The following is a 17,943-nucleotide window of genomic DNA, read 5'->3' as shown; positions in this document are numbered from 1 at the left end:
GTGTGCATCGGCCCGGCCACCGTAAGCACCGTCCCGCGGACAGCGAAACGGTCAAAAGTCACCAATGGCCCGAGCCGGCCGGAAGCGGTCATGATCCGGCTGTGGCGCGGTGCCGGACCCACCCCTGCTCTTCCCGCCGGCCGAGCACGCGTGACGGACCGTTCTGCGGCCAGGGCGTGTTCGGTGAACTGCCGGGAGTTCGCGCGGTCCACGTCCGCCGGCAGGCCGTGGGCGTCGTCGGTGAAGGTGGCGGGTGGGTCAGGAGGTGGTCGAGGACCGTCCGCCGAAGTAGCGCAGGTAGTGGTTCACGAGACTGCTGCGGGCGAACGGGACGATCCCCTCGGTCGGGTCGACCGGGCCGGACCTGCCGGTGTAGCCGACAGCCGCGGCGAACCGGTCCGGGGTGAAGGCGGCCCCCACCAGGGCTGCGTAGCCGCCGTAGGAGGAGCGGTGGATACCGACCCGGTCGGGGTCGGTGCAGCCCTGGCCGACGGCCCGGTCCACGGCGTCGAGCAGGCCGTCCTGCTCGACACCGACCGGCAGGGTGGGTGAACGGGCAGGGCCGGGCGGTCGCGGGTCAGTGCTCGTGTTCGAGCCGGTCCTCGCGCTCGTGTTCGGCCGCGAGGTCCTGGTGCGCCGACGCACCCCTCAGCGTGACCAGGGACCAGATCGCGGCGAAGGCCATCACGCCGGCGCCGGCGAGACCGGTCACGGTGATCGCTTCGGTGAAGGCGCTTCGGGAGAGCCCCACAATGGCGGCTCCGGTGTCACCCCCGAGTTCGGCGGCGACGAGAAGGGCCTCCGCGAGGGTCGAGGACACCCGCTCGGTGAGGCCCGCCGTGAGGTCCATGGCGTGGCTTCCGGCAAGGACGGTCCGGGTGTACCAGGAGACGAGAACCCCGCCCAGGACCGCGGTGCCCAGGGTCATCCCGATCTCGTAGGCGGTCTCGGAGGTCGCGGCGGCCTGTCCGGCGCGCTCGGGCTTGACGGAACTCATGATGATGTCGTTGCTCAGGGTCAGAGCCATGCCCGCGCCCAGCGAGACCAGTACCAGTGAGGCACCGACCAGTACGGGGCTCGACGCAGGGGTCAGGAAGGCGGTCAACACGAACCCGGACACCGCGATCGTGAGCCCGAGGGCGATCACGTAGGCGGGGAGGAAGCGCTTGACCAGTGCGGCCGCGACGAAGGCCGCGGTGGCCGCCATGAGCGCCTGGGGCATGAGCCAGACGGATGCCTGCAACGGGCTGAGACCGAGCACGAGCTGGAGGAACTGGACGAGCGCCACCAGGGCTCCGACCATGGCGAAGATGGACAGGACGTCCGTGACGACGGCCCCGCGGAAGTACCGGATCTTGAACAACCGGACGTCCATGAGCGGGGTGGGAAGCACGAGCTGCCTGCGAACGAACAGGCCGATCGCGATCAGCCCGATGACCACGGCGGTGACGCCCAGGGCCGGACCCTCGTCTCCGGTGAGCGTCTTGATGCCGTACACAACGCCGATCAGTCCGACGAAGGAGAGCAGGACGCTGGGCAGGTCGATCCTGTGCAGATCGGGGTTGCGGCTCTCGGGAAGCAGAGCCGGACCCAGGATGAGCAGGACCACCATCACGGGGATGTTCATCAGGAACGCGGCCTGCCAGCTGAAGGTCTCGATGATCCAGCCGCCGACGATCGGTCCGGCAGCCGCGCCGACGGAGGCCATCGCACCCCACACCGCCATCGCGTAACGGCGCTGCTGACGGTCGAGGAACATGTTGCGGACCAGGGACAGCGTCGAGGGCATCATGAACGCACCGCCCACACCCAGGAGCGCACGAGCGCCGATCAGCATCCAGGGCGCCGTGGCCAGCGCGCCGAGTACGGATGCCATGGTGAAGAGGACCGCGCCGATGAGCAGGTTCCGCCGCCTGCCGAACCGGTCTCCGACGGTCGCCATCGCCACGAGCAGACCGGCGAGGACGAGCGAGTAGATGTCGATCATCCACAACTGCTCGGTGCCCGTGGGGCTCAGCTCCGCCGAGATGGCGGGCAGGGCCATGATCAGGACGGTTCCGTCGATGGTGATGAGCAGCAGTGGCAGGACGAGAACGGCGAGGCCGATCCAGGTCCTGGTCGTGGCCTTGGGAGGGCTGGTCATGGTGGGCCCCTGAGCGTTGATCTGTTCGGACAGCGCTCAGTAGAAACTCCGACGTCGCGTCGGAGTCAATGGCGCCCGTCATGACCTCCGCCACAGAGGGGTCGACGGGTTCGGGACATGCGAGGTACGGGCCGGTACCCGGCCCGGGAGGCGGTTCGTGGCCCCTGGCCGAGGTTCGCACGGGCCCGCCCCGCTCCTGGGCCGGTCAGCCCTGCTCGGTTCCGTTCCGCCGCCGCACGAGGGCCAACCGCTCCTGGATACGGCGCAGTACCCGGTGCTGGACGGGTTTGAGGGCCTGCTCGTTCAGTTCGTCCAGCAGGGCCGAGACCTTCGGACCGGGGTCGGATACACCGACCAGTCGAGCCGCGACCGGTTCGAGCGCGGCGAGCCAATCGTCCATCAACGACTCGGCCTCCTCCTCCGTGCTGTCGGGGCCGAGGGCGTAGAAGCGTGTGGTCAGCGGCTCGAACCGGGCGAGCATCTCCCTGCCCACCGCGCCGAGCCGGGCGGTGAGGCCCACTGTTCCCTCCCGGCCGAGGACGTGTCCGAGCAGGACGAGTTGTTCGTGTTCGAGCCGGGCCATGTCCTCGGGCACCCCGGCCCCAGGGGGCGAACGCCACACCGACAGTTCCGGGGGCAGGTCGGGCGGGGAGCCACTGCTGCGCAGGGCGGCGATGTCCGCCCTACGGGTCTTGAGCCGTTCGATCTCGGCCGCCGCCTGGCGGTCGAGTTCGTCCAGCAGTTCCTCTGCGGCGGTGGGGTCGTCGAGCACCGTCGGCAGCGCGGACAGGGGGATGCCCAGCGCGGTCAGCCTCGCGATCCGTAGGAGCCGCACGAGGTCGCCCACGTCGTAGCGCCGGTAGCCCCCGGCCGAACGCGGTGGTTCGGGCAGCAAACCGATCTGGTGGTAGTGGCGCAGCGTGCGGACGGTGACACCGGCCAGTGCGGCGAGTTCACTGCTGAGCATCGTATGACTCCTCGGAGTTGCGATCCACGGACCCCCGGCGGCCGGGGTTCATCGCCGTCGTCATGTGGGCTCATTTCGATGAAGTGTCAACGAATTCTGTAGACTGCTCCCATGAGTGAGGAACCACGTTGGCTCAGCCCGGACGAACAGAGGGCCTGGGAAAACTTCATCCGTATGCAGGAAGCACTCATCGGAAGGCTGTCCCGCCTCGTCCGCTCCGACTCCGGACTGTCCGCCGCGGACTACATGGTCCTCGTCCGGCTCACCGAGGCGAAGGACGGGGAGATGCGCTTCCTGGAACTGGCCAAACTCGCCGAATGGGAGAAGAGCCGCATGTCCCACCAGGTCACGCGGATGGCGAAGCGCGGACTCGTGACCAAGAGGGAATGCCCCGACGACGCGCGCGGAGCGTTCGTCGTCGCCACTCCTCTCGGCTACCAGGCGATCCAGGAGGCCGCGCCCGTGCACGTCGGGCACGTCCGCCGTCTGTTCATCGATGCCCTGACCCCGAACCAGCTCATCACGTTCGCCCGACTCTCCCATCGCGTCCTCGAACATATGGAGAAGCAGGCGGACTGAGCCGGCGGCACGGCCCCCTCGCACGGATCCGCGTCAGCCTTCCCCGACGGTCAGCGGTGTTCGGGGTTGGCGTTGTCGGGACTACAGCCGGCGTCCCAGGCCGCGCGCTGGTTGCCGTAGGCCGGGAAGCCGCCGGCGCGTCGGATCATCGCGGCCGTGTGCATCAGGTTGTAGGTCATGAAGCTGATGTTGCGGTTGGCGAAGTCGTTCTCCGGGCCGCCGGAGCCCTCGTCCAGGTAGGACGGGCCGGGGCCGACCTCACCGATCCAACCGGCGTCGGCCTGGGGCGGGATCGTGTAACCGATGTGCTGCAGGCTGAAGAGGATGCTCATCGCGCAGTGTTTGAGGCCGTCCTCGTTGCCGGTGAGCAGGGTGCCGCCCACGCGCCCGTAGTAGGCGTACTGCCCCTGCTCGTTGAGCACACCGGAGTAGCCGTAGAGCCGCTCGATCACCCGACGGGTCACCGAACTGTTGTCGCCCAGCCAGATCGATCCGGCGATGACCAGGATGTCGGCGGCCAGGACCCGCTCCAGCAGCGCGGGCCACTCGTCGGTCTCCCACCCGTGCTCGGTCATGTCCGGGCGGACCCCGGTGGCGATGTCGTGGTCGACGGCGCGGAACTGGTCCACGCCGACCCCGTTCGCCTCCATGATCGCCGCGCTGCGGTCGATCACCCCCTGGGTATGGCTGAGCTGCGGGGACCGGTTGAGGGTGCAGTTGATGTAGAGCGCGCGCAGCCCGCTGAAGTCGGGCTTCTCGTTCACGGGTACGGTCATGGGATGTCCTTTCGGAGGTTCGGTCGTGCCGACCGGAGATTCGGTTCTGTTGTCCGTTCGGTCCGCTGGTCGGCGGCGAAGAGAAGGCGGGACGGGGCGGGCCAACGGCTTGGGGAGGGCCCGGTGTGCGGTTGTCAAGCGGCCTTGAGGGTCGCCTCGATGGCGCAGTAACCGCCGGCAGGGGCCACGACGGTCCTGTCGACGACGAACCCGGCAGCGCCCAGAAGAGCCGTGTACTCGGACTCGGTACGTTCCCGCCCGCCGGCCATCGTCAACATGATCAGATCGCTCGACTTGCTCGGGTGCGGCTCGTCGCCCAAGGGCAGCAGCGACTCGATCACCACGAGCCGGGCACCCGGTCGGGCCGCCTCCGTGATGCGCGCGAGCAGCCGCGCGCAGTCCTCGTCGGACCAGTCGTGCAGGACCGCGGAAAGCAGGTAGACATCGGCCGAGGGCACCCCGGCGAAGAAGTCGCCGCCGACCACACTCACCCGGTCGGCCAGTCCGGCCGCGCTCATCCGGGCGGTGGCGGCGGGGACGACCCCGGGCAGGTCCATGACGACGCCGCGACGCCGGGGCGCGTCGGCCAGGAGGGTTGCGAGCACCGAACCGTCGGCGCCGCCGATGTCCGCGACGACCTCGCCCTCCGGCAGCCGGTAGTCGGACAGTAGGGCCTGACGCGGTCCCCCGTTCAGCTCGGCCATCGCTGAGGTCAGGCTGGGCAGGTGCTCGGGGTGTTCGCGCAGGTAGGGGACGAATTCCTGGTCGTGGCGGAGCGCGAACCCGGTTCGGCCGGTGCGTAGCGTGCCGAGGAGTTCCCCGAACGCCTCGTAGTGGGTCTCCATCCACAGCAGCGCGGTTCCGCGCAGGGAACCAGGGGTGTCCTCGGCCAGGGTGGCGCCCAGGTCGGTGACGGCGAAACGATCGTTCGCCTGGTGGGTCACCACACCGACGCCGCTGAGGGTGTGCAGGACCCGACGCAGCGGGTCCTCCAACACGCCGGTCTCCTCCGCCAATTCGGCGGCGGTCCGCGGTCCCGCGAGCAGCTTCGCCGCGAGATCGAGCTTGGCGACCACGTAGAGGGCCTGGGAGACGGTGAACCCCGACAACATCCCCGCCATCTGAGCGGAGAGCGTGCCGGATGACTGCTCGTTCGAGGGGGCCGACGCCACTTCTGGGGCCATGGTGAATCTCGTTTCCCTGGGTTCGGACCGCACGCTCAGCGGTACGTCCGCGCTATCGGCCAAAATTGAGGTTAGAAGGTGTGCATTGAATACGTCAAGTGTGTAGCAGATAGAATCCATGGGTGTCTTCCGAGCCCAGGGCCTACCGCTCCCCCCGCCGTGAACGCGACGCCGCCCGCACCCGCGAGGAGATCCTCGACGCGGCGCGGAGGCTGTTCGTCAGCCGCGGGTATCCGCGAGTGACCATGTCCGACATCGCTCGTGAGGCCGGAACCGCGGTCAAGACGGTGTACGCCAGCGCCGGTACCAAGGCCGAGCTTCTGCGCGAGTTGCTCAGGCTCGACGTGGCCGAATCCTCGGCCCCCGCGACCATCGAGGAACTCCGTTCCGCGCCCGACCTGGCCACGGCCACCGCCTGCCTGGCCCGGGGAACCCGTTCCGACCACGAACGCTTCGGCGACTCGATCGACCTGCTGTACGCCTCGCTGGGCGACGAGGGCGCCGACCGGATCTGGCAGCAGGTCATGGGGAGCTACCGCGGCGCGCTGCGCGAAGCCGCGACCGTCCTTGTCGCGAAGGGGTTGGTGCCCGAGGGCCTGGACACCGAGGAGGTCTCGGACCGACTCTGGTTCTGTTTCGGGATCGCGGCCTGGCGCACCCTGCTCCATGACTGCGGCTGGGACCACGGCCGGGCCGAATCCTGGCTCGGCGCCCAGGCGGTCACGGCCCTGGGCGGGCCGGGCTCCGGCTGATCTCGTCTGTCGGATCGCCCTTCCCCCCAACGGTCTCTCAATGACCGGGCAGCCGCGTCTCTGGTGGCGGCGATACGCATGATTAAACCCCACTGGTTGACCAATCATCAAATTCTGATTCCGGTGCGGAGTGTCAAAAACCTGCCCTGAAGTGGGTTTATGGTGTTTCGAAAGTCAAGGTCCGGACAGTCAATTCCCGGCAAGTGAGTTGATGTATCAACTACATGTTGCTAGCGTGACGACCAGGTCGAACCAAACAGGCCCGGACCGGCCCGAGCCGGTCGGAGGCGGGCACCGCGGTGACAGGGGCAGGCATGAGCGGCGAATCCGGAAAGAAGACGTACGAGGGGCGTTCGATCGCGGTCACCTTCGAGGCGGAGCTTTGTCGGCACGCCGCCGAGTGCGTTCGCGGTCTGCCCGAGGTGTTCGCCATCGAACGGCGTCCATGGATCCGGCCGGACAACGCCTCCGCCGATCGCACGGCCGAGGTGGTGCGGCGCTGCCCTTCGGGCGCGCTCGATTACCGCCGCGTCGGCTGAGACGACGGCTTTCGAGCCCGTGCTCCGACGTCACCGTCGACGGCACCCTGTACGACCTCGTCGAAACCATCACGGAGGCCTGACCATGAACCCCGACACCGTCACCGAAACCGAGCCGGCCGAGCGCAACACCGAGATCGTGCTCACCGCGATGCGCGAGCTCTTCATCGAGAAGGACCTCACCGCGCTGGACCGGTACTGGGCCGAGCCGTACGTGCAGCACAGCCCGCAGATGCCCGACGGCCTCGACACGCTGCGCGCCGTGGTGCCCGGCCTGGAGGGGTTCTCCTGGGAGCCGCAGCGCACCGCGGCCCAGGGAGACCTCGTCTTCACCCACAGCCTCGTCCACGGCTGGGGGCCCGGCCCGGTGGTGATCGTCGACATCTTCCGGCTGGAGGACGGCCGCATCGTCGAGCACTGGGACGTCGTCCAGGAGCTGACCCTCCCCGAATCCACGGCCGGCAAGAACCCCATGGTCTGAACTCGTTCACGGGACGGCCCGCCAGGTCGTGCCGTGAACGGGTCGGGTCCCGGAACGGGTGTTCCGGCCCGGTCAGAGGAATCTTGGTCGAGTCGCCCCGGAGCGCGGTTCCGCTTGACCTGGTTCGGGGCCCAGGGTTTCCCATCGGTGTTCGTCACCGTGCGGGAGTTTCGCGAGAGCGCGCGCCCTCATGCTCCTCGGAGCGTGCGTCACGGCCGTGTTCACGACGTTCTGGACCGGCCTGACCGCCTGGGCCGCACAGCGGCGGCGGGTACTCGCGGAGGAGCCGCCGTGGCAGCCACAGGGGGAACGCGTCCCCACCGCCAGTTGTTGATTGGTCAACTAGATTCACATAGTGTGCCGCTGACCGGAAGTCGTCGGAGAAGAAGGAGTGCTCATGGCTGTCGAAGTGAACGACGCGCCCGCGGTGAAGCGTTACGAGGCCCGTGTCGACGGGGCGTCCGAGGTGGCGGGGGTGGCGCAGTACATCCGTACGGACGAACTCGTCGCGTTCGTGCACACCGAGGTGGCGCCGGAGTACGAGGGCCGGGGCGTCGGGTCGGCGCTGGTGCGCACGGCCCTCGACGAGACCCGGGCCGCGGGCCTGCGGGCGCTGCCGACCTGCCCCTTCTTCGCGGCCTGGATCTCCCGTCACCCGGAGTACCAGGACCTGGTGTACCAGTCCAGGAGCAAGGTCGGCGACTGACCGGATCCCGCCCACCCGATGCGGCTGATCGGAACTCGTGCCCGGCGAACTGCGGCAGCGTCGCCCCGGTTCGCCGGTGGGCGGTATGGGCCTCACCCTGGCCGGTGCCGGGCGGCGCGGCCCTGGCGGCACCGGCTTTCCGCGGGATCGACGACCTCGGCTCCGAACAGGAGGAATCGGAGCCCGGCCTCTCTGCCGTCGACGCGTGACCCGAGGGTGCTCGATCCGGGGACGGCCCCCGGGAACGGAGGGTGAGAGATGGGAATCGGCGAGCGGGAGCCTCGACCGGCCGGTGCATCACGAGGGCTCCGGCCCTTGTGGCGCCTGCTGCCGTTGTCGGCCATCGCGCTGGTCGCAGGCGTGATCCTGTGGCTCAACCAGAGTCCCTGGTGGGGGTGGGCGCTGATCGCGATGCCGTTGGTGGCCCTGGGCGCGACGGCCCGCTGGTGGCTGCGGGGCCCCCGGCTCCTGCGGACCGGGGCCTGGCTGCTCGCGGGCGCGCTCGTGTGCGCCACGGCGGTGGCGGCCCATCCGGCGCCGCAGAACCGCCTCGCGGGAGGTGAGGACCGCACCCCGACCGAACTCGTCGACACCCGGGAGGGGCCCGTCCGAGGGGTCCTCGACGACCCGGGCACGGTCGAGATCTTCGCGGGCATCCCCTACGCCCGACCGCCGGAGGGAGAGCTGCGCTGGCGGGCGCCCCGACCGCCCCTGCCGCGCACCGAGGTGTTCACCGCCGACCGCTTCTCCGACGTCCCCGTCCAGAGCGAGTCCACCTTCACCACCCGCGCGCTCGCGCAGGTCATCGACGTCCCCTTGGAGGGGACCCTCCTCAACCCGTATCCGGTCAGCGAGGACGCCCTCACCCTCAACATCTGGCGGGGGACCGAGCGCGGCGCGGATCGGCTGCCCGTCCTCGTCTACATCCCCGGCGGCGGCTTCAAGACCGGCTCCGGTGCGCTGCCGCTCTACGACGGAGCGGCCCTGGCCTCTCGGGGCGAGGTGATCACCGTGACCCTCAACTACCGGCTGGGCGTCCTCGGCTTCCTCGCCCACCCCGATCTCGCCGACGAATCCGGGAGCGAGGCCTCGGGCAACTACGGGATCCAGGACCAGATCGCCGCCCTGGAGTGGATCCGCGACAACATCGCGGCCTTCGGCGGCGACCCCGACCGGGTCACCGTCGCCGGAGAGTCCGCGGGCGGCGAGAGCGTGTGCCTCCTGGGCGCGACCCCGTTGACCGAGAACCTCGTGGACGGCCTCATCGCGGGCAGCGGAGCCTGTATGGGCACCACCGGCGACACAGAGCAGGGCGACCAGTTCGACACGAGAGAGGCTGCCACGGACGCCGGGCTCCGGCTGAGCCGGGCGTTGGGCGGAGCCACCCTGGAGGAGATGCGGGCGATGCCCCTGGACCGCGTCTTGGCCGCCGCGGAATCCCTGGACGGCCACTGGCGGCCCTTCGTCGACGGCCACGTACTCCCCGCGGCACCCGCGGACATCCACGCCTCCGGCGATCAGTTGGACGTACCGGTCCTGGTCGGCAGCAACGCCGACGAGGCCTCCCTGCTCCTGGCCCTGCCACCCGACACCGACGTCGACGAGTACCGCGCGTCGGTTCTGGAGGAACACGGCCAGAACGCGGAGCGGTTCCTGGAGCTCTACCCCGGACGGACCGAGGACCAGGTCCTCGACTCGCTCTTGCAGGCCCGGACCGACAAGGTCATGACCCGGGCGATGCACCGCTGGGCACGCCTGCGGACACGGACCGGTGAATCGGACGCCTACCTCTACCACTTCTCCCACGTCCCGCCCGAAGACGGCCTGGAGAAGTACGGCGCCTACCACGGGGCGGAGGTGGCCTACGCCTACGACAACCTCGGTACCGACGGCGACGCCGACTACACCGAGACCGACTACCGGCTCCGCGACCAGATGAGCGCCTACTGGGTCAACTTCGTGCGCACCGGCGACCCCAACGGGCCCGACCTCCCCGCCTGGCCGACGGTGCGGGAGGCTCCCGAGCAGGTCATGGCGTTCGACGGCGGCAGCTCGATGGCGCCCCGCCCGCGCCCGGAGGCCGTCGACTTCTGGATGGACCACGACGGACCGATCCCCTAGGAGACCGACCCCCAGGAGCAGACGTTCGCGAGAACCTCCGAGGCGCCGGTGCGCTCGACGAGCCCGGTGAGCGAGCTCTCCACCTGCCCCGAGGTGCCGAAGACCGCACGGTCCCCCCGGTCGTCCACCGCTTTGAGTCTCCTCTCCCGGGTCGTTCCGTCGAGCAGCCGACGCACCTCCTCGACCGGGCGCTGCGCGCGGAATCCGCCGACGTCGCGCGTCCGTGAGCGGTCGAGCAGGGGAACACGCATCAGTTCCCGACCCCGTCCACGCGGTGCGGCCGTCCCACCGCCGTCGCGATCCGTCCGTGCCGCGGACCGCCACGACAGTGGGAACCACCGACCCGTCCCACCCACTCCCGCCCGGCCTCTTCCTACCCGATCACCGGATGTCCGCTCGCGATCGAGATGCGGTTGAAGGCGTTGATCAGGGTGGTCGTCCACTCCACCGCGGAGATCTGGGCGGTGGTCAGGTGGGCGGCCGCACGGGCGTTGACGGCCTGCCTGTCGAGGGTCGGGTCGATCACGGTCAGAGACTCCGCCAGTTCGAGCGCGGCCCTCTGCTGATCCGTGAACAGCTTCGTCTCGCGCCACGCGGGCAGCACGTCCAGGGTGCTCTGCTCCACACCCGCCTTGAGCGCCCTGGGGAAGTGGATGCTCAGGCAGGTCGAGCACCCGTTGATCTGGGACACCCGGATGTTGACCATCTCGATGAGGTCGTCGCCCAGACCGGCCTCGTGCGACGCGGTCCGGGAGGCCGTGGCCGCCTTGAGCATCGCCCCGTAGACCTTGGGGTGTTCCTTGTCGATGAAGGGGCGCTCCGCGTTCACGCGTCACCCGCGTTCTGGACCGTCTCCTTGACCAGCGCGAGGTCACCCGGTCGCGGCCGACGGAACTTCCCGCCCTCGGCCTCGTACTCGTCGCCGTGCTCCTTCAGGTGCCTGGCGAACAGCGGGCACACGGGCACGACGGTGAGGTTCCTGCGGATGCTGTCGGCCAGCGCCTCGCGGACGAGCAGCCCGGCCAGGCCCCGGCCGCCGAACTCCGCATCGACCTCGGTGTGGAAGAAGACGCGCTCGTCGGCGGCCCGCGGCGGGTCGACGAAGTCCGCGCGTCCGGCGAGGGTTCCCCCGTCCACGCTCACGGTGTAGGCGCTGATGGCGCGGTTCTGGTCGAGCGCTATGGACACCGGAGCACCGGTCTTGTCCGTTCGCTGTTCGGTCATGACGGATTCCTCTTCTGCTTCTGTTGATCAGCCGTTGAACTGTGCGTGGGGCGGCGGGTTCCTCCTGGGGCGCATCCGCACCGGCGGCAGCTCCGGGGCCGGAATCCTCGACATACCCTCACGGTTGCGGCCCGGACCGCCGTGCCCCACGTACCCCTCCACCCGCCCGAACCGCTCGCCGTGGTTCTGCCATTCCTCGCGGTAGCGCGTGATCTCCTCCGTCGTGCGGCCCAGGAAGTTCCACCACATGAGGACCTCCTCGCCGAAGGGGGTACCGCCCAGGAGGACGAGCCTGGCCGGTCGGTCTCCTTCGTTGGCCATGCGTAGGGTTTCGGCACCGACACCGGTGTAGCCCACGGCGTCCTTGGGCACGTGCACGCCTTCGAGCCTGACGTCCTCGCCGGTGTCCACCAGCAGGCCGTGCTCGAACCCCGAATCGACGGGAAGGTCGAGGACCCCGCCGGGACGCAGCCTGATCTCGGCCCCCACCAACGGTGTGTACATGCTCACCGGCGACCTGGAACCGAGCAGGGAGCCGAGGAACACGAGCGCGGTGCCCGCGTCGAACTCGACGGGCTCGGGGACGTAGTGCTCGAACCCGCGCTCCGGGCGGTGCCGGACCTCGTCGGGCAGGGCGACCCAGAGCTGCACACCGTGGATGCGGACCGCCTCCGGGGTGGAGGTCTCGGAGTGGCAGATGCCCGAGCCCGCCGTCATCAGGTTCATCTGCCCGGGCCGGATGGTGGCGGCGTTCCCGCCGGAGTCGTTGTGCGAGATGACGCCGTCGAACAGCCAGCTGACGGTCTGCAACCCGGTGTGCGGGTGCGGGGCCACGTCCATTCCACCGGTGTCCGCCACCTCGTGCGGGCCGAAGTGGTCGACGAAGCACCACGCGCCGATCAGCGAGCGCTGCCGCTGCGGCAGGGTACGGCGCACGTTGATCGCGCGCGGCCCGCCCAGGGGGACGGTGCGGGCGGTGATGATCTCGACCGGAGCGCCGCCCTCACGCGCGGCCAAGGGGCCGGGGAGGCCTCCCTCGCCGCACACGAAGACGTCCGGACGGGTCTCTGTGTTGGTCATTGCGGTGCTCCTCCTGATTCACGGGCATGGCCTGATGCGTGAGCGGCGAGCAACGAGGCGTGCGTGGGGGCGTCGGGCACGTGCTCCGGCCGGTTCCTGGCGAATTCCTTCCTCAGGGTCGGCAGGACCTCCTCGCCGAGGAGGTCGAGCTGTTCCAGCACGGTCTTCAGCGGGACCCCGACACCGTCGACGTTGAACAGCTGGCGCTGGTAGTCGCCGAAGTTCTCGCGGAAGGTGAGGGTCTTGTCGATGACCTGCTGCGGGCTGCCGACGGTCAGCGGGGTCTCCTCCATGTACTGCTCCAGCGACGGCCCGCCGCCCATCAGAGGGGAGCGGTCGAAGTGGGGGCGGAACTCCCGCACGGCGTCCTGGGAGTTGGCCCGCATGAAGATATGGCCACCGACGCCGACGACGGCCTCCTCGGCGGTGCCGTGGCCGTAGTGGGCGAAGCGCCTGCGGTAGAGGCCGATCAGCTTCTGGAAGTGCCGCTTGGGCCAGAAGATGTTGTTGGCGAAGAAGCCGTCTCCGTAGTAGGCCGCCTGCTCGGCGATCTCCGGCGAGCGGATGGAGCCGTGCCAGACGAACGGTGGAACGCCGTCGAGCGGGCGGGGCGTGGAGGTGAACCCCTGCAGCGGGGTGCGGAACCTGCCCTCCCAGTCGACGACGTCCTCGCGCCAGAGCCTGTGCAGGAGGGCGTAGTTCTCCAGCGCCAGCGGGATGCCCTGGCGGATGTCCTTGCCGAACCAGGGGTAGACCGGGCCGGTGTTGCCGCGGCCCATCATCAGGTCCACGCGCCCATCGGCCAGGTGCTGGAGCATCGCGTAGTCCTCCGCGATCTTCACCGGGTCGTTGGTGGTGATCAGGGTGGTGGACGTGGACAGGATGATCCGCTCGGTGCGCGCCGCGATCCAGCCGAGCATGGTGGTCGGGGACGAGGGCACGAAGGGTCGGTTGTGGTGCTCACCGGTGGCGAACACGTCCAGCCCGACCTCCTCGGTCTTCTGCGCGATGGCGACCATCGCCTTGATCCGCTCGTGCTCGGTCGGTGTCCGGCCGGTCGTGGGGTCCTGTGTCACGTCACCGACGGTGAAGATCCCGAACTGCATCGCACCCGCCTCCATGTGGTTGCCGTGTCGACTTGCGTGGTGGACGAGAGGCCGGGCCAGGTCGTCCCTGGTCGCGACCTCGTGACGTTCGGTTGATGAAGCAACTGTGGTCTTCGGAGGTTCCGCCGCCGTATCGGCGAGGTTCGTGCTTTCCCCCCGCCCGCCGTCCGGTCAGGCTCCGTCGTTCCCCGGGGTGGCGGGAGCCGTGTGCCATCGTCGGGGGTCGTCCTCCAGTGCGGGGCGGTCCCAGTGTCCGAGGTTCGCCGCGGCCTCGTAGGTGCTGTGCAGGAACTCGGCCACGGCGCGGTCGGGGTCGGGTGCGGTGCGGGCGGCCTCGTAGGGGAACAGGAACTGCTGGAACTCGGTGCTGTAGTACGCGCCCTCGGGACCGGGCGACTGCTCGGCGAACCCGTCGGGTGCGGGGTAGGCGTAGGAGTAGAAGGCGCCCTCCTCGCCGCCGCCGGGCCAGAAGCCGCAGCTGGACAGTTCCCGGGAGTAGCCTTCGACCATGACCCAGTCCCCGCAGTTGGGGACACCCCCCGGGTGTTCGGGGGCCGGTCGGCCGGAGAAGCGGGTGCAGGCCAGGTCCATGCCGCCCCAGAAGAAGTGCACCGGGCTGACCTTGCCGACGAAGTGCGAGCGGAACTCGCCGACCACCCGGTTGGCCTGCAAGAGCTGGCGCCAGAACAGGGTGGCCGCCTCGGCGTCGTAGGAGGCGTGCTCGTGGTCCTGCGCGAAGGGGATCGCCGGGTCGACCTCGTTGGGGACCGGCCGGATCGGCGCGTCGATCCCGAGCCGGTCGAGCAGGTCCAGGACCTGCGAGTAGAACGCGGCGACGGTCATGGGACGTAGCGGGAAGCCCTCTGCTCCGCCGTCGCTGCTGCGGATGTCGAGCCGGTGGCCGACGAAGTCGAACTCGATCTCGAAGGCCCCCGAGCGGTAGGGGACGGTGGAGGTCGTCAGTCCGCGCGGGCTGACATAGAGCGGTACCTGCCACCAGTGGTTGACCAGCGGGGCGTGGGCCATACGGATCTTGCCCACGATCTGGGTCCACATGTGCAGGGTGTCGCGGGTGTCCGTCCAGTCCGAGACCCGCAGGCTCGGCCAGTCCGTCGTTGACGGGTCGCTCATCTGGTTCTCGCTTCCTTCGCCGCGCCACCTGGGGCGGGGGTCGTGTCCTACCGGTGAAGCCTTGCGTCCCCGGCTCTCCCGGCTCGGCGCGGATCTCGGTGGTGAGTGATGTGTCCTCCGAACTGTAGATGATAAATCAACTTTCTGGCGAGCCCTGTCCGCGGCCTGGCGGTTCGGGGCCCATGCTCGTATTTTGTTGACACGTCATCGAAAAATGCTAATTTGGATGATGTGTCATCTACTTGGGCGGCCACCCGCCGTCCGGGCCCCCGGAACACGAGACCCCCGAGAGGTACCGCCATGAGCACCAAGGCCAAGAACGGACTCGACGCCCTGCTGACGCCGGAGGAGAGCGTCCTCCTCCTCATCGACCACCAGCCGTTCCAGGTCGCCAACCTGCACAGCCATGAGCCGTCCGTCGTTCTCAACAACGCGGTCGGCCTGGCCAAGGCCGCCAAGCTGTTCGACGTCCCGACCATCCTGACGACCGTGCTCGCGGACCGTGGCGGCCATCTCGTCCAGGGGATCCAGGACGTGTTCCCGGAGCAGAAGCCGATCGACCGCACGCTCATCAACACCTGGGAGGACGCGCGGGTCGTCGAAGCCGTCAGGGCGACCGGCCGCAAGAAGGTGATCATGGCCGGACTCTGGACGGAGATCTGTGTGGCCATGCCGGCGATCCAGGCGGCGGGCGAGGACCACGACGTCTACGCCGTCACCGACGCTTCGGGCGGGGTGTCGTTGGAGGCGCACGAGATGGCCGTGCGGCGGATGATCGAGGCCGACGTGACGCCGCTCAACTGGCTGGCCGTGGTCGCCGAGTGGCAGCGCGACTGGGCCCGCGAGGAGACCGCGTCGGGCCAAGCCGAGATCCTGGTGCAGCACGGCGGTGCCAGCGGCGTCGCCTTCGCCTGGGAGATGCAGTTGCTGGCCACCCGTTCCTGACCCGGCGGCGGTGCCGCACCCCCGGGAAGAAGCCGTGCCGGGGTGCGGTGGCGGGTTCCACCGGTCCTCGGGTGCTGCGGTCGGGGGCTCCTGCGTGAGCACCGAGTCGGCGGCGAAGCAGAGCGTCCGGGTCTCGGCGCCCAGGGGTGGATCACCGGTGGGCGGCGCGCGCCGGGTGGCGAAGTGGAACCGGAGCGAACCCGTGCTCACGCCTGCCCGCGCCGCCACCGCTCACTCGCGCCCCCACGGGGACGCCCACCTCTGTTCGGCCTGATCCGCGAACGATCGATGAAGGAGCGTGGCCATGACCGCGAAGACACGTGAACACCGAGGGCCGAAGCCCGTCCCGCCGGGGGTCGAGTACCACCGGGTGCTGGCGGGGGAGGAACGCCGCATCGGCCGCGGCATCCTCGCCATCGTCCTGCTCCTCGGGGGCATGTTCGGCGCCATCATCGCGTTCCAGATGGTGGGCGCATGGATCGACGGCATCCTGTGGCCGGGCGTTCCGAGTGACGAGCGCCTGGTCCTCACCCCGCTGGCCCATGCCCTCGGTCTGATCGCCGTCGCCCTGGTCATTCCGTGGAGCATGTTCCTCCAGCGCCGGCTGTACGGGGTGCGCGGCGCTACTCTGAGCTCGGTCGTGTCGAGCTTCCGCTTCGACCTGTTCGCCCGAGCGCTGTTGACGATCACTCCCGCCCTCCTGGTCGCGCTCGCCGTCTTCGAGTTCGTGTCCCCCGGGGTGACCGCCGTGTGGCAGCGCGAGGACGTCATCTGGATGCTCGTCGTGACCGTTCTTCTCGTCCCCTTGCAGGCGACGGGCGAGGAGTACGGGCTGCGCGGGCTCGTCTTCCGTGTCGCGGCCGGCTGGGGGCGCGGTCGGTGGACCTCGCTGATCCTGGGTATCGGTGTGTCGGCCGCCCTGTTCAGCGTCATCCACACCGCGAGCGACCCGTGGTGGAACGTGTTCTATCTTCTCTTCTCCATCGTCACGGGTTACGTCACCTGGCGAACCGGCGGGATCGAGATCGCGGCTGTCCTCCACTCGGTCCTCAACACGCTCACCTTCATTTTCTGGATCGCCCTGAACGCCGATATCTCGGTCAGGTTCGACCGTTCGGCCGGCGGCTTGGACGGCGTTCTGCTGATCACGTCGACCGTCGTCTTCGTCGGCACGGCGGCGGTCGTGTGGTTCCGGACCCGCAAGACCGGCCCGGCAAGGACACCGCTGGAGCCGCACGAGGACCAGGGCGACCGGGCTCGATCCCGTCTCAGGAACGGCTTGTGACGGCGGACGGTAGAGATACGGCTCTGATCCGATCTCTGTGAAGCCGCCACGCTCTGTCACGGCGCGTCGAGGATGCGGCGGCGCAGCGGCTCGACCCCGGCACGGCCGTACCCGGCCCTCTTGAGCGCCTTGATCCGGCACACGTCGCCCTCAACACGGCCGGAACTCCACCCAAGGGCGAGACCGGCGGTCACCGCGTCGAAGTCCTGGCGCGATCCGCGGGCGAAGCTCCGCACCGGCTGCATCTCGGTCGCCTCGGCAGTGGCCGGCCATGTCTCCAGGTCCTGTCCTTTCTTCTCCCGCATCATCGTGGCGAAGGAGCGCACGCACCCGGCGACCCTGTCCGGCTCCGGACAGCGGCCGAGCAACTGCTTCGGTTTCACCTCCTCCTCTGGTTTCAATCGGCTGGTCAGGCTGGTGATCAGCCCAGTGGCCTCGCGGACGGTCGGCGCCTCGGGCAGCGGCGGTGCGGGCCGCCCGTTGATCCGGAGCGGTTCAAGGTGGCGGCGCACGGTGCGTTCGCTATCAGCGAGCGGCAACCGGGAGCGATCACGGTGACTCTTCTCATCGGGGGTGGATCCGGGCGGATCGGGGCGCGGGTGCGAGATGCGGGCCAGGGGCCGGGGCAGGAGCGGGGCTTTTGGGGAAGGGCTCGGCCGGGAAGCCGGTGTCAGTGGCGGGCATCGCGCCAGGGTTGAGGGAGAACCCCACCGGAGCCGAGGTGCCGGTGGAGGAGTTCGAAGGCCCGGTCGGCCTCGCGGATGAGCACGGCCGGATCGGTGTCGGGGTCGGCGGCATCACGCAGGAGGGAGGAGAGGCGGTCGAAGAGGTCGTCGGCCTTCTCCCTCTGAAGGCGGGTGACCGCTCCGCCACGGCACAGGACAGGGGTCTCGCCCAGGACGCCCATCGTGCTCTCCTTCCGGG

General features: G+C 69.4%; 21 protein-coding genes. 8 read left to right on the top strand and 13 right to left on the bottom strand.

Translation table 11 applies throughout. From position 1 onward, the window contains the following. Positions 1 to 258: 258 nt before the first annotated feature. From RM479_RS27590 to RM479_RS08890, 3 genes are all read right to left on the bottom strand, one after another. Complete coding sequence (locus RM479_RS27590; RefSeq protein WP_397221688.1) at positions 259 to 645, bottom strand: alpha/beta hydrolase family protein; 387 nt, start codon at positions 643 to 645, stop codon at positions 259 to 261. Beyond that, positions 578 to 2,143 carry an MFS transporter gene (locus tag RM479_RS08895; RefSeq protein WP_311511242.1) on the bottom strand — a complete coding sequence of 522 codons (1,566 nt, stop codon included), beginning with the start codon at positions 2,141 to 2,143 and terminating at the stop codon, positions 578 to 580. Before RM479_RS08895 ends, RM479_RS27590 begins: the two co-directional genes overlap by 68 nt. A 205-nt stretch (positions 2,144 to 2,348) precedes the next feature. Next, complete coding sequence (locus RM479_RS08890) at positions 2,349 to 3,110, bottom strand: MerR family transcriptional regulator (protein WP_311511241.1); 762 nt, start codon at positions 3,108 to 3,110, stop codon at positions 2,349 to 2,351. 111 nt (positions 3,111 to 3,221) lie between these two features. Here RM479_RS08890 and RM479_RS08885 point away from each other — a divergent pair, with 111 nt between their 5' ends. Continuing rightward, positions 3,222 to 3,689, top strand: a complete 468-nt coding sequence (locus RM479_RS08885) for a MarR family winged helix-turn-helix transcriptional regulator (RefSeq protein ID WP_274809556.1) — start codon at positions 3,222 to 3,224, stop codon at positions 3,687 to 3,689. A 50-nt stretch (positions 3,690 to 3,739) separates the two neighbouring features. Here RM479_RS08885 and RM479_RS08880 read toward each other — a convergent pair whose 3' ends face one another. After that, positions 3,740 to 4,465 carry a flavodoxin family protein gene (locus RM479_RS08880; protein ID WP_311511240.1) on the bottom strand — a complete coding sequence of 242 codons (726 nt, stop codon included), beginning with the start codon at positions 4,463 to 4,465 and terminating at the stop codon, positions 3,740 to 3,742. A 134-nt stretch (positions 4,466 to 4,599) separates the two neighbouring features. Next, positions 4,600 to 5,649 carry a methyltransferase gene (locus RM479_RS08875; RefSeq protein WP_311511239.1) on the bottom strand — a complete coding sequence of 350 codons (1,050 nt, stop codon included), beginning with the start codon at positions 5,647 to 5,649 and terminating at the stop codon, positions 4,600 to 4,602. Between the two features lie 122 nt (positions 5,650 to 5,771). On the opposite strand from RM479_RS08875, the gene RM479_RS08870 reads away from it, so the two are divergent. The 5 genes from RM479_RS08870 to RM479_RS08850 all read left to right on the top strand — a co-directional run bounded on the left by RM479_RS08870 (position 5,772) and on the right by RM479_RS08850 (position 10,248). After that, a complete protein-coding gene (locus RM479_RS08870; RefSeq protein ID WP_311511238.1) occupies positions 5,772 to 6,401 on the top strand; it encodes a TetR/AcrR family transcriptional regulator in 630 nt (209 codons plus the stop codon). A 314-nt stretch (positions 6,402 to 6,715) separates the two neighbouring features. Beyond that, entirely contained in the window at positions 6,716 to 6,940 is a 225-nt protein-coding gene (locus RM479_RS08865) for a (4Fe-4S)-binding protein (RefSeq protein ID WP_311511237.1), read from the top strand. An 85-nt stretch (positions 6,941 to 7,025) separates the two neighbouring features. Beyond that, positions 7,026 to 7,421 carry a nuclear transport factor 2 family protein gene (locus RM479_RS08860; protein ID WP_311511236.1) on the top strand — a complete coding sequence of 132 codons (396 nt, stop codon included), beginning with the start codon at positions 7,026 to 7,028 and terminating at the stop codon, positions 7,419 to 7,421. Between the two features lie 397 nt (positions 7,422 to 7,818). Beyond that, positions 7,819 to 8,127 (top strand): GNAT family N-acetyltransferase, encoded by a 309-nt coding sequence (locus tag RM479_RS08855; RefSeq protein ID WP_311511235.1) that lies wholly within the window; start codon positions 7,819 to 7,821, stop codon positions 8,125 to 8,127. Positions 8,128 to 8,442: 315 nt separating this feature from the next. Continuing rightward, on the top strand, positions 8,443 to 10,248 hold the full coding sequence (locus RM479_RS08850; protein ID WP_311511234.1) for a carboxylesterase family protein: 1,806 nt from the start codon (positions 8,443 to 8,445) through the stop codon (positions 10,246 to 10,248). Here the strand turns inward: RM479_RS08850 and RM479_RS08845 are convergent. The 6 genes from RM479_RS08845 to RM479_RS08820 all read right to left on the bottom strand — a co-directional run bounded on the left by RM479_RS08845 (position 10,245) and on the right by RM479_RS08820 (position 14,789). Beyond that, the gene (locus RM479_RS08845; RefSeq protein WP_311511233.1) at positions 10,245 to 10,499 is read right to left on the bottom strand and encodes a hypothetical protein; all 255 of its coding nucleotides are present in this window, start codon (positions 10,497 to 10,499) and stop codon (positions 10,245 to 10,247) included. The genes RM479_RS08850 and RM479_RS08845 overlap by 4 nt on opposite strands. A gap of 122 nt (positions 10,500 to 10,621) precedes the next feature. Further along, a complete protein-coding gene (locus tag RM479_RS08840; RefSeq protein WP_311511232.1) occupies positions 10,622 to 11,077 on the bottom strand; it encodes a carboxymuconolactone decarboxylase family protein in 456 nt (151 codons plus the stop codon). After that, complete coding sequence (locus tag RM479_RS08835; protein WP_311511231.1) at positions 11,074 to 11,472, bottom strand: GNAT family N-acetyltransferase; 399 nt, start codon at positions 11,470 to 11,472, stop codon at positions 11,074 to 11,076. Before RM479_RS08835 ends, RM479_RS08840 begins: the two co-directional genes overlap by 4 nt. A 27-nt stretch (positions 11,473 to 11,499) precedes the next feature. Next, the gene (locus tag RM479_RS08830; protein WP_311511230.1) at positions 11,500 to 12,552 is read right to left on the bottom strand and encodes a pirin family protein; all 1,053 of its coding nucleotides are present in this window, start codon (positions 12,550 to 12,552) and stop codon (positions 11,500 to 11,502) included. Then, entirely contained in the window at positions 12,549 to 13,658 is a 1,110-nt protein-coding gene (locus RM479_RS08825) for an LLM class flavin-dependent oxidoreductase (protein WP_311511229.1), read from the bottom strand. The genes RM479_RS08830 and RM479_RS08825 overlap by 4 nt, the downstream gene beginning before the upstream one ends. 171 nt (positions 13,659 to 13,829) lie before the next feature. Beyond that, the gene (locus RM479_RS08820; protein WP_311511228.1) at positions 13,830 to 14,789 is read right to left on the bottom strand and encodes a DUF5996 family protein; all 960 of its coding nucleotides are present in this window, start codon (positions 14,787 to 14,789) and stop codon (positions 13,830 to 13,832) included. 300 nt (positions 14,790 to 15,089) lie between these two features. Here RM479_RS08820 and RM479_RS08815 point away from each other — a divergent pair, with 300 nt between their 5' ends. Next, positions 15,090 to 15,734, top strand: coding sequence for a hydrolase (locus tag RM479_RS08815; RefSeq protein ID WP_274809535.1), 645 nt, complete (start codon positions 15,090 to 15,092; stop codon positions 15,732 to 15,734). A 304-nt stretch (positions 15,735 to 16,038) separates the two neighbouring features. After that, positions 16,039 to 17,019 (top strand): CPBP family intramembrane glutamic endopeptidase, encoded by a 981-nt coding sequence (locus RM479_RS08810; protein WP_311511227.1) that lies wholly within the window; start codon positions 16,039 to 16,041, stop codon positions 17,017 to 17,019. A 56-nt stretch (positions 17,020 to 17,075) separates the two neighbouring features. On the opposite strand, the gene RM479_RS08805 is transcribed toward RM479_RS08810, so the two are convergent. Both RM479_RS08805 and RM479_RS08800 read right to left on the bottom strand, forming a co-directional pair. Further along, positions 17,076 to 17,531: a transposase gene (locus RM479_RS08805; RefSeq protein ID WP_311511226.1), complete on the bottom strand. Its 456-nt coding sequence runs from the start codon at positions 17,529 to 17,531 to the stop codon at positions 17,076 to 17,078. 158 nt (positions 17,532 to 17,689) lie between these two features. Further along, on the bottom strand, positions 17,690 to 17,926 hold the full coding sequence (locus RM479_RS08800) for a hypothetical protein (protein ID WP_311511225.1): 237 nt from the start codon (positions 17,924 to 17,926) through the stop codon (positions 17,690 to 17,692). Between the last annotated feature and the right edge of the window lie 17 nt (positions 17,927 to 17,943).

Origin of the sequence: Nocardiopsis lambiniae, from assembly GCF_031845465.1 — a bacterium.
GTDB classification, from domain to species: Bacteria; Actinomycetota; Actinomycetes; order Streptosporangiales; family Streptosporangiaceae; genus Nocardiopsis; species Nocardiopsis lambiniae.
The sequence above is the reverse complement of the archived record's forward strand: the minus strand, read 5'-3'. Positions and strand labels throughout refer to the sequence as shown.

What these genes read in the sequence shown, in the direction of transcription:
- RM479_RS08895 (WP_311511242.1), bottom strand. Translation starts at nt 2,143, where the DNA reads ATGACCAGCCCTCCCAAGGCCACGACCAGGACCTGGATCGGCCTCGCC.
- RM479_RS08890 (WP_311511241.1), bottom strand. Translation starts at nt 3,110, where the DNA reads ATGCTCAGCAGTGAACTCGCCGCACTGGCCGGTGTCACCGTCCGCACG.
- RM479_RS08885 (WP_274809556.1), top strand. Translation starts at nt 3,222, where the DNA reads ATGAGTGAGGAACCACGTTGGCTCAGCCCGGACGAACAGAGGGCCTGG.
- RM479_RS08880 (WP_311511240.1), bottom strand. Translation starts at nt 4,465, where the DNA reads ATGACCGTACCCGTGAACGAGAAGCCCGACTTCAGCGGGCTGCGCGCG.
- RM479_RS08875 (WP_311511239.1), bottom strand. Translation starts at nt 5,649, where the DNA reads ATGGCCCCAGAAGTGGCGTCGGCCCCCTCGAACGAGCAGTCATCCGGC.
- RM479_RS08865 (WP_311511237.1), top strand. Translation starts at nt 6,716, where the DNA reads ATGAGCGGCGAATCCGGAAAGAAGACGTACGAGGGGCGTTCGATCGCG.
- RM479_RS08860 (WP_311511236.1), top strand. Translation starts at nt 7,026, where the DNA reads ATGAACCCCGACACCGTCACCGAAACCGAGCCGGCCGAGCGCAACACC.
- RM479_RS08855 (WP_311511235.1), top strand. Translation starts at nt 7,819, where the DNA reads ATGGCTGTCGAAGTGAACGACGCGCCCGCGGTGAAGCGTTACGAGGCC.
- RM479_RS08845 (WP_311511233.1), bottom strand. Translation starts at nt 10,499, where the DNA reads ATGCGTGTTCCCCTGCTCGACCGCTCACGGACGCGCGACGTCGGCGGA.
- RM479_RS08835 (WP_311511231.1), bottom strand. Translation starts at nt 11,472, where the DNA reads ATGACCGAACAGCGAACGGACAAGACCGGTGCTCCGGTGTCCATAGCG.
- RM479_RS08830 (WP_311511230.1), bottom strand. Translation starts at nt 12,552, where the DNA reads ATGACCAACACAGAGACCCGTCCGGACGTCTTCGTGTGCGGCGAGGGA.
- RM479_RS08825 (WP_311511229.1), bottom strand. Translation starts at nt 13,658, where the DNA reads ATGCAGTTCGGGATCTTCACCGTCGGTGACGTGACACAGGACCCCACG.
- RM479_RS08820 (WP_311511228.1), bottom strand. Translation starts at nt 14,789, where the DNA reads ATGAGCGACCCGTCAACGACGGACTGGCCGAGCCTGCGGGTCTCGGAC.
- RM479_RS08815 (WP_274809535.1), top strand. Translation starts at nt 15,090, where the DNA reads ATGAGCACCAAGGCCAAGAACGGACTCGACGCCCTGCTGACGCCGGAG.
- RM479_RS08810 (WP_311511227.1), top strand. Translation starts at nt 16,039, where the DNA reads ATGACCGCGAAGACACGTGAACACCGAGGGCCGAAGCCCGTCCCGCCG.
- RM479_RS08800 (WP_311511225.1), bottom strand. Translation starts at nt 17,926, where the DNA reads ATGGGCGTCCTGGGCGAGACCCCTGTCCTGTGCCGTGGCGGAGCGGTC.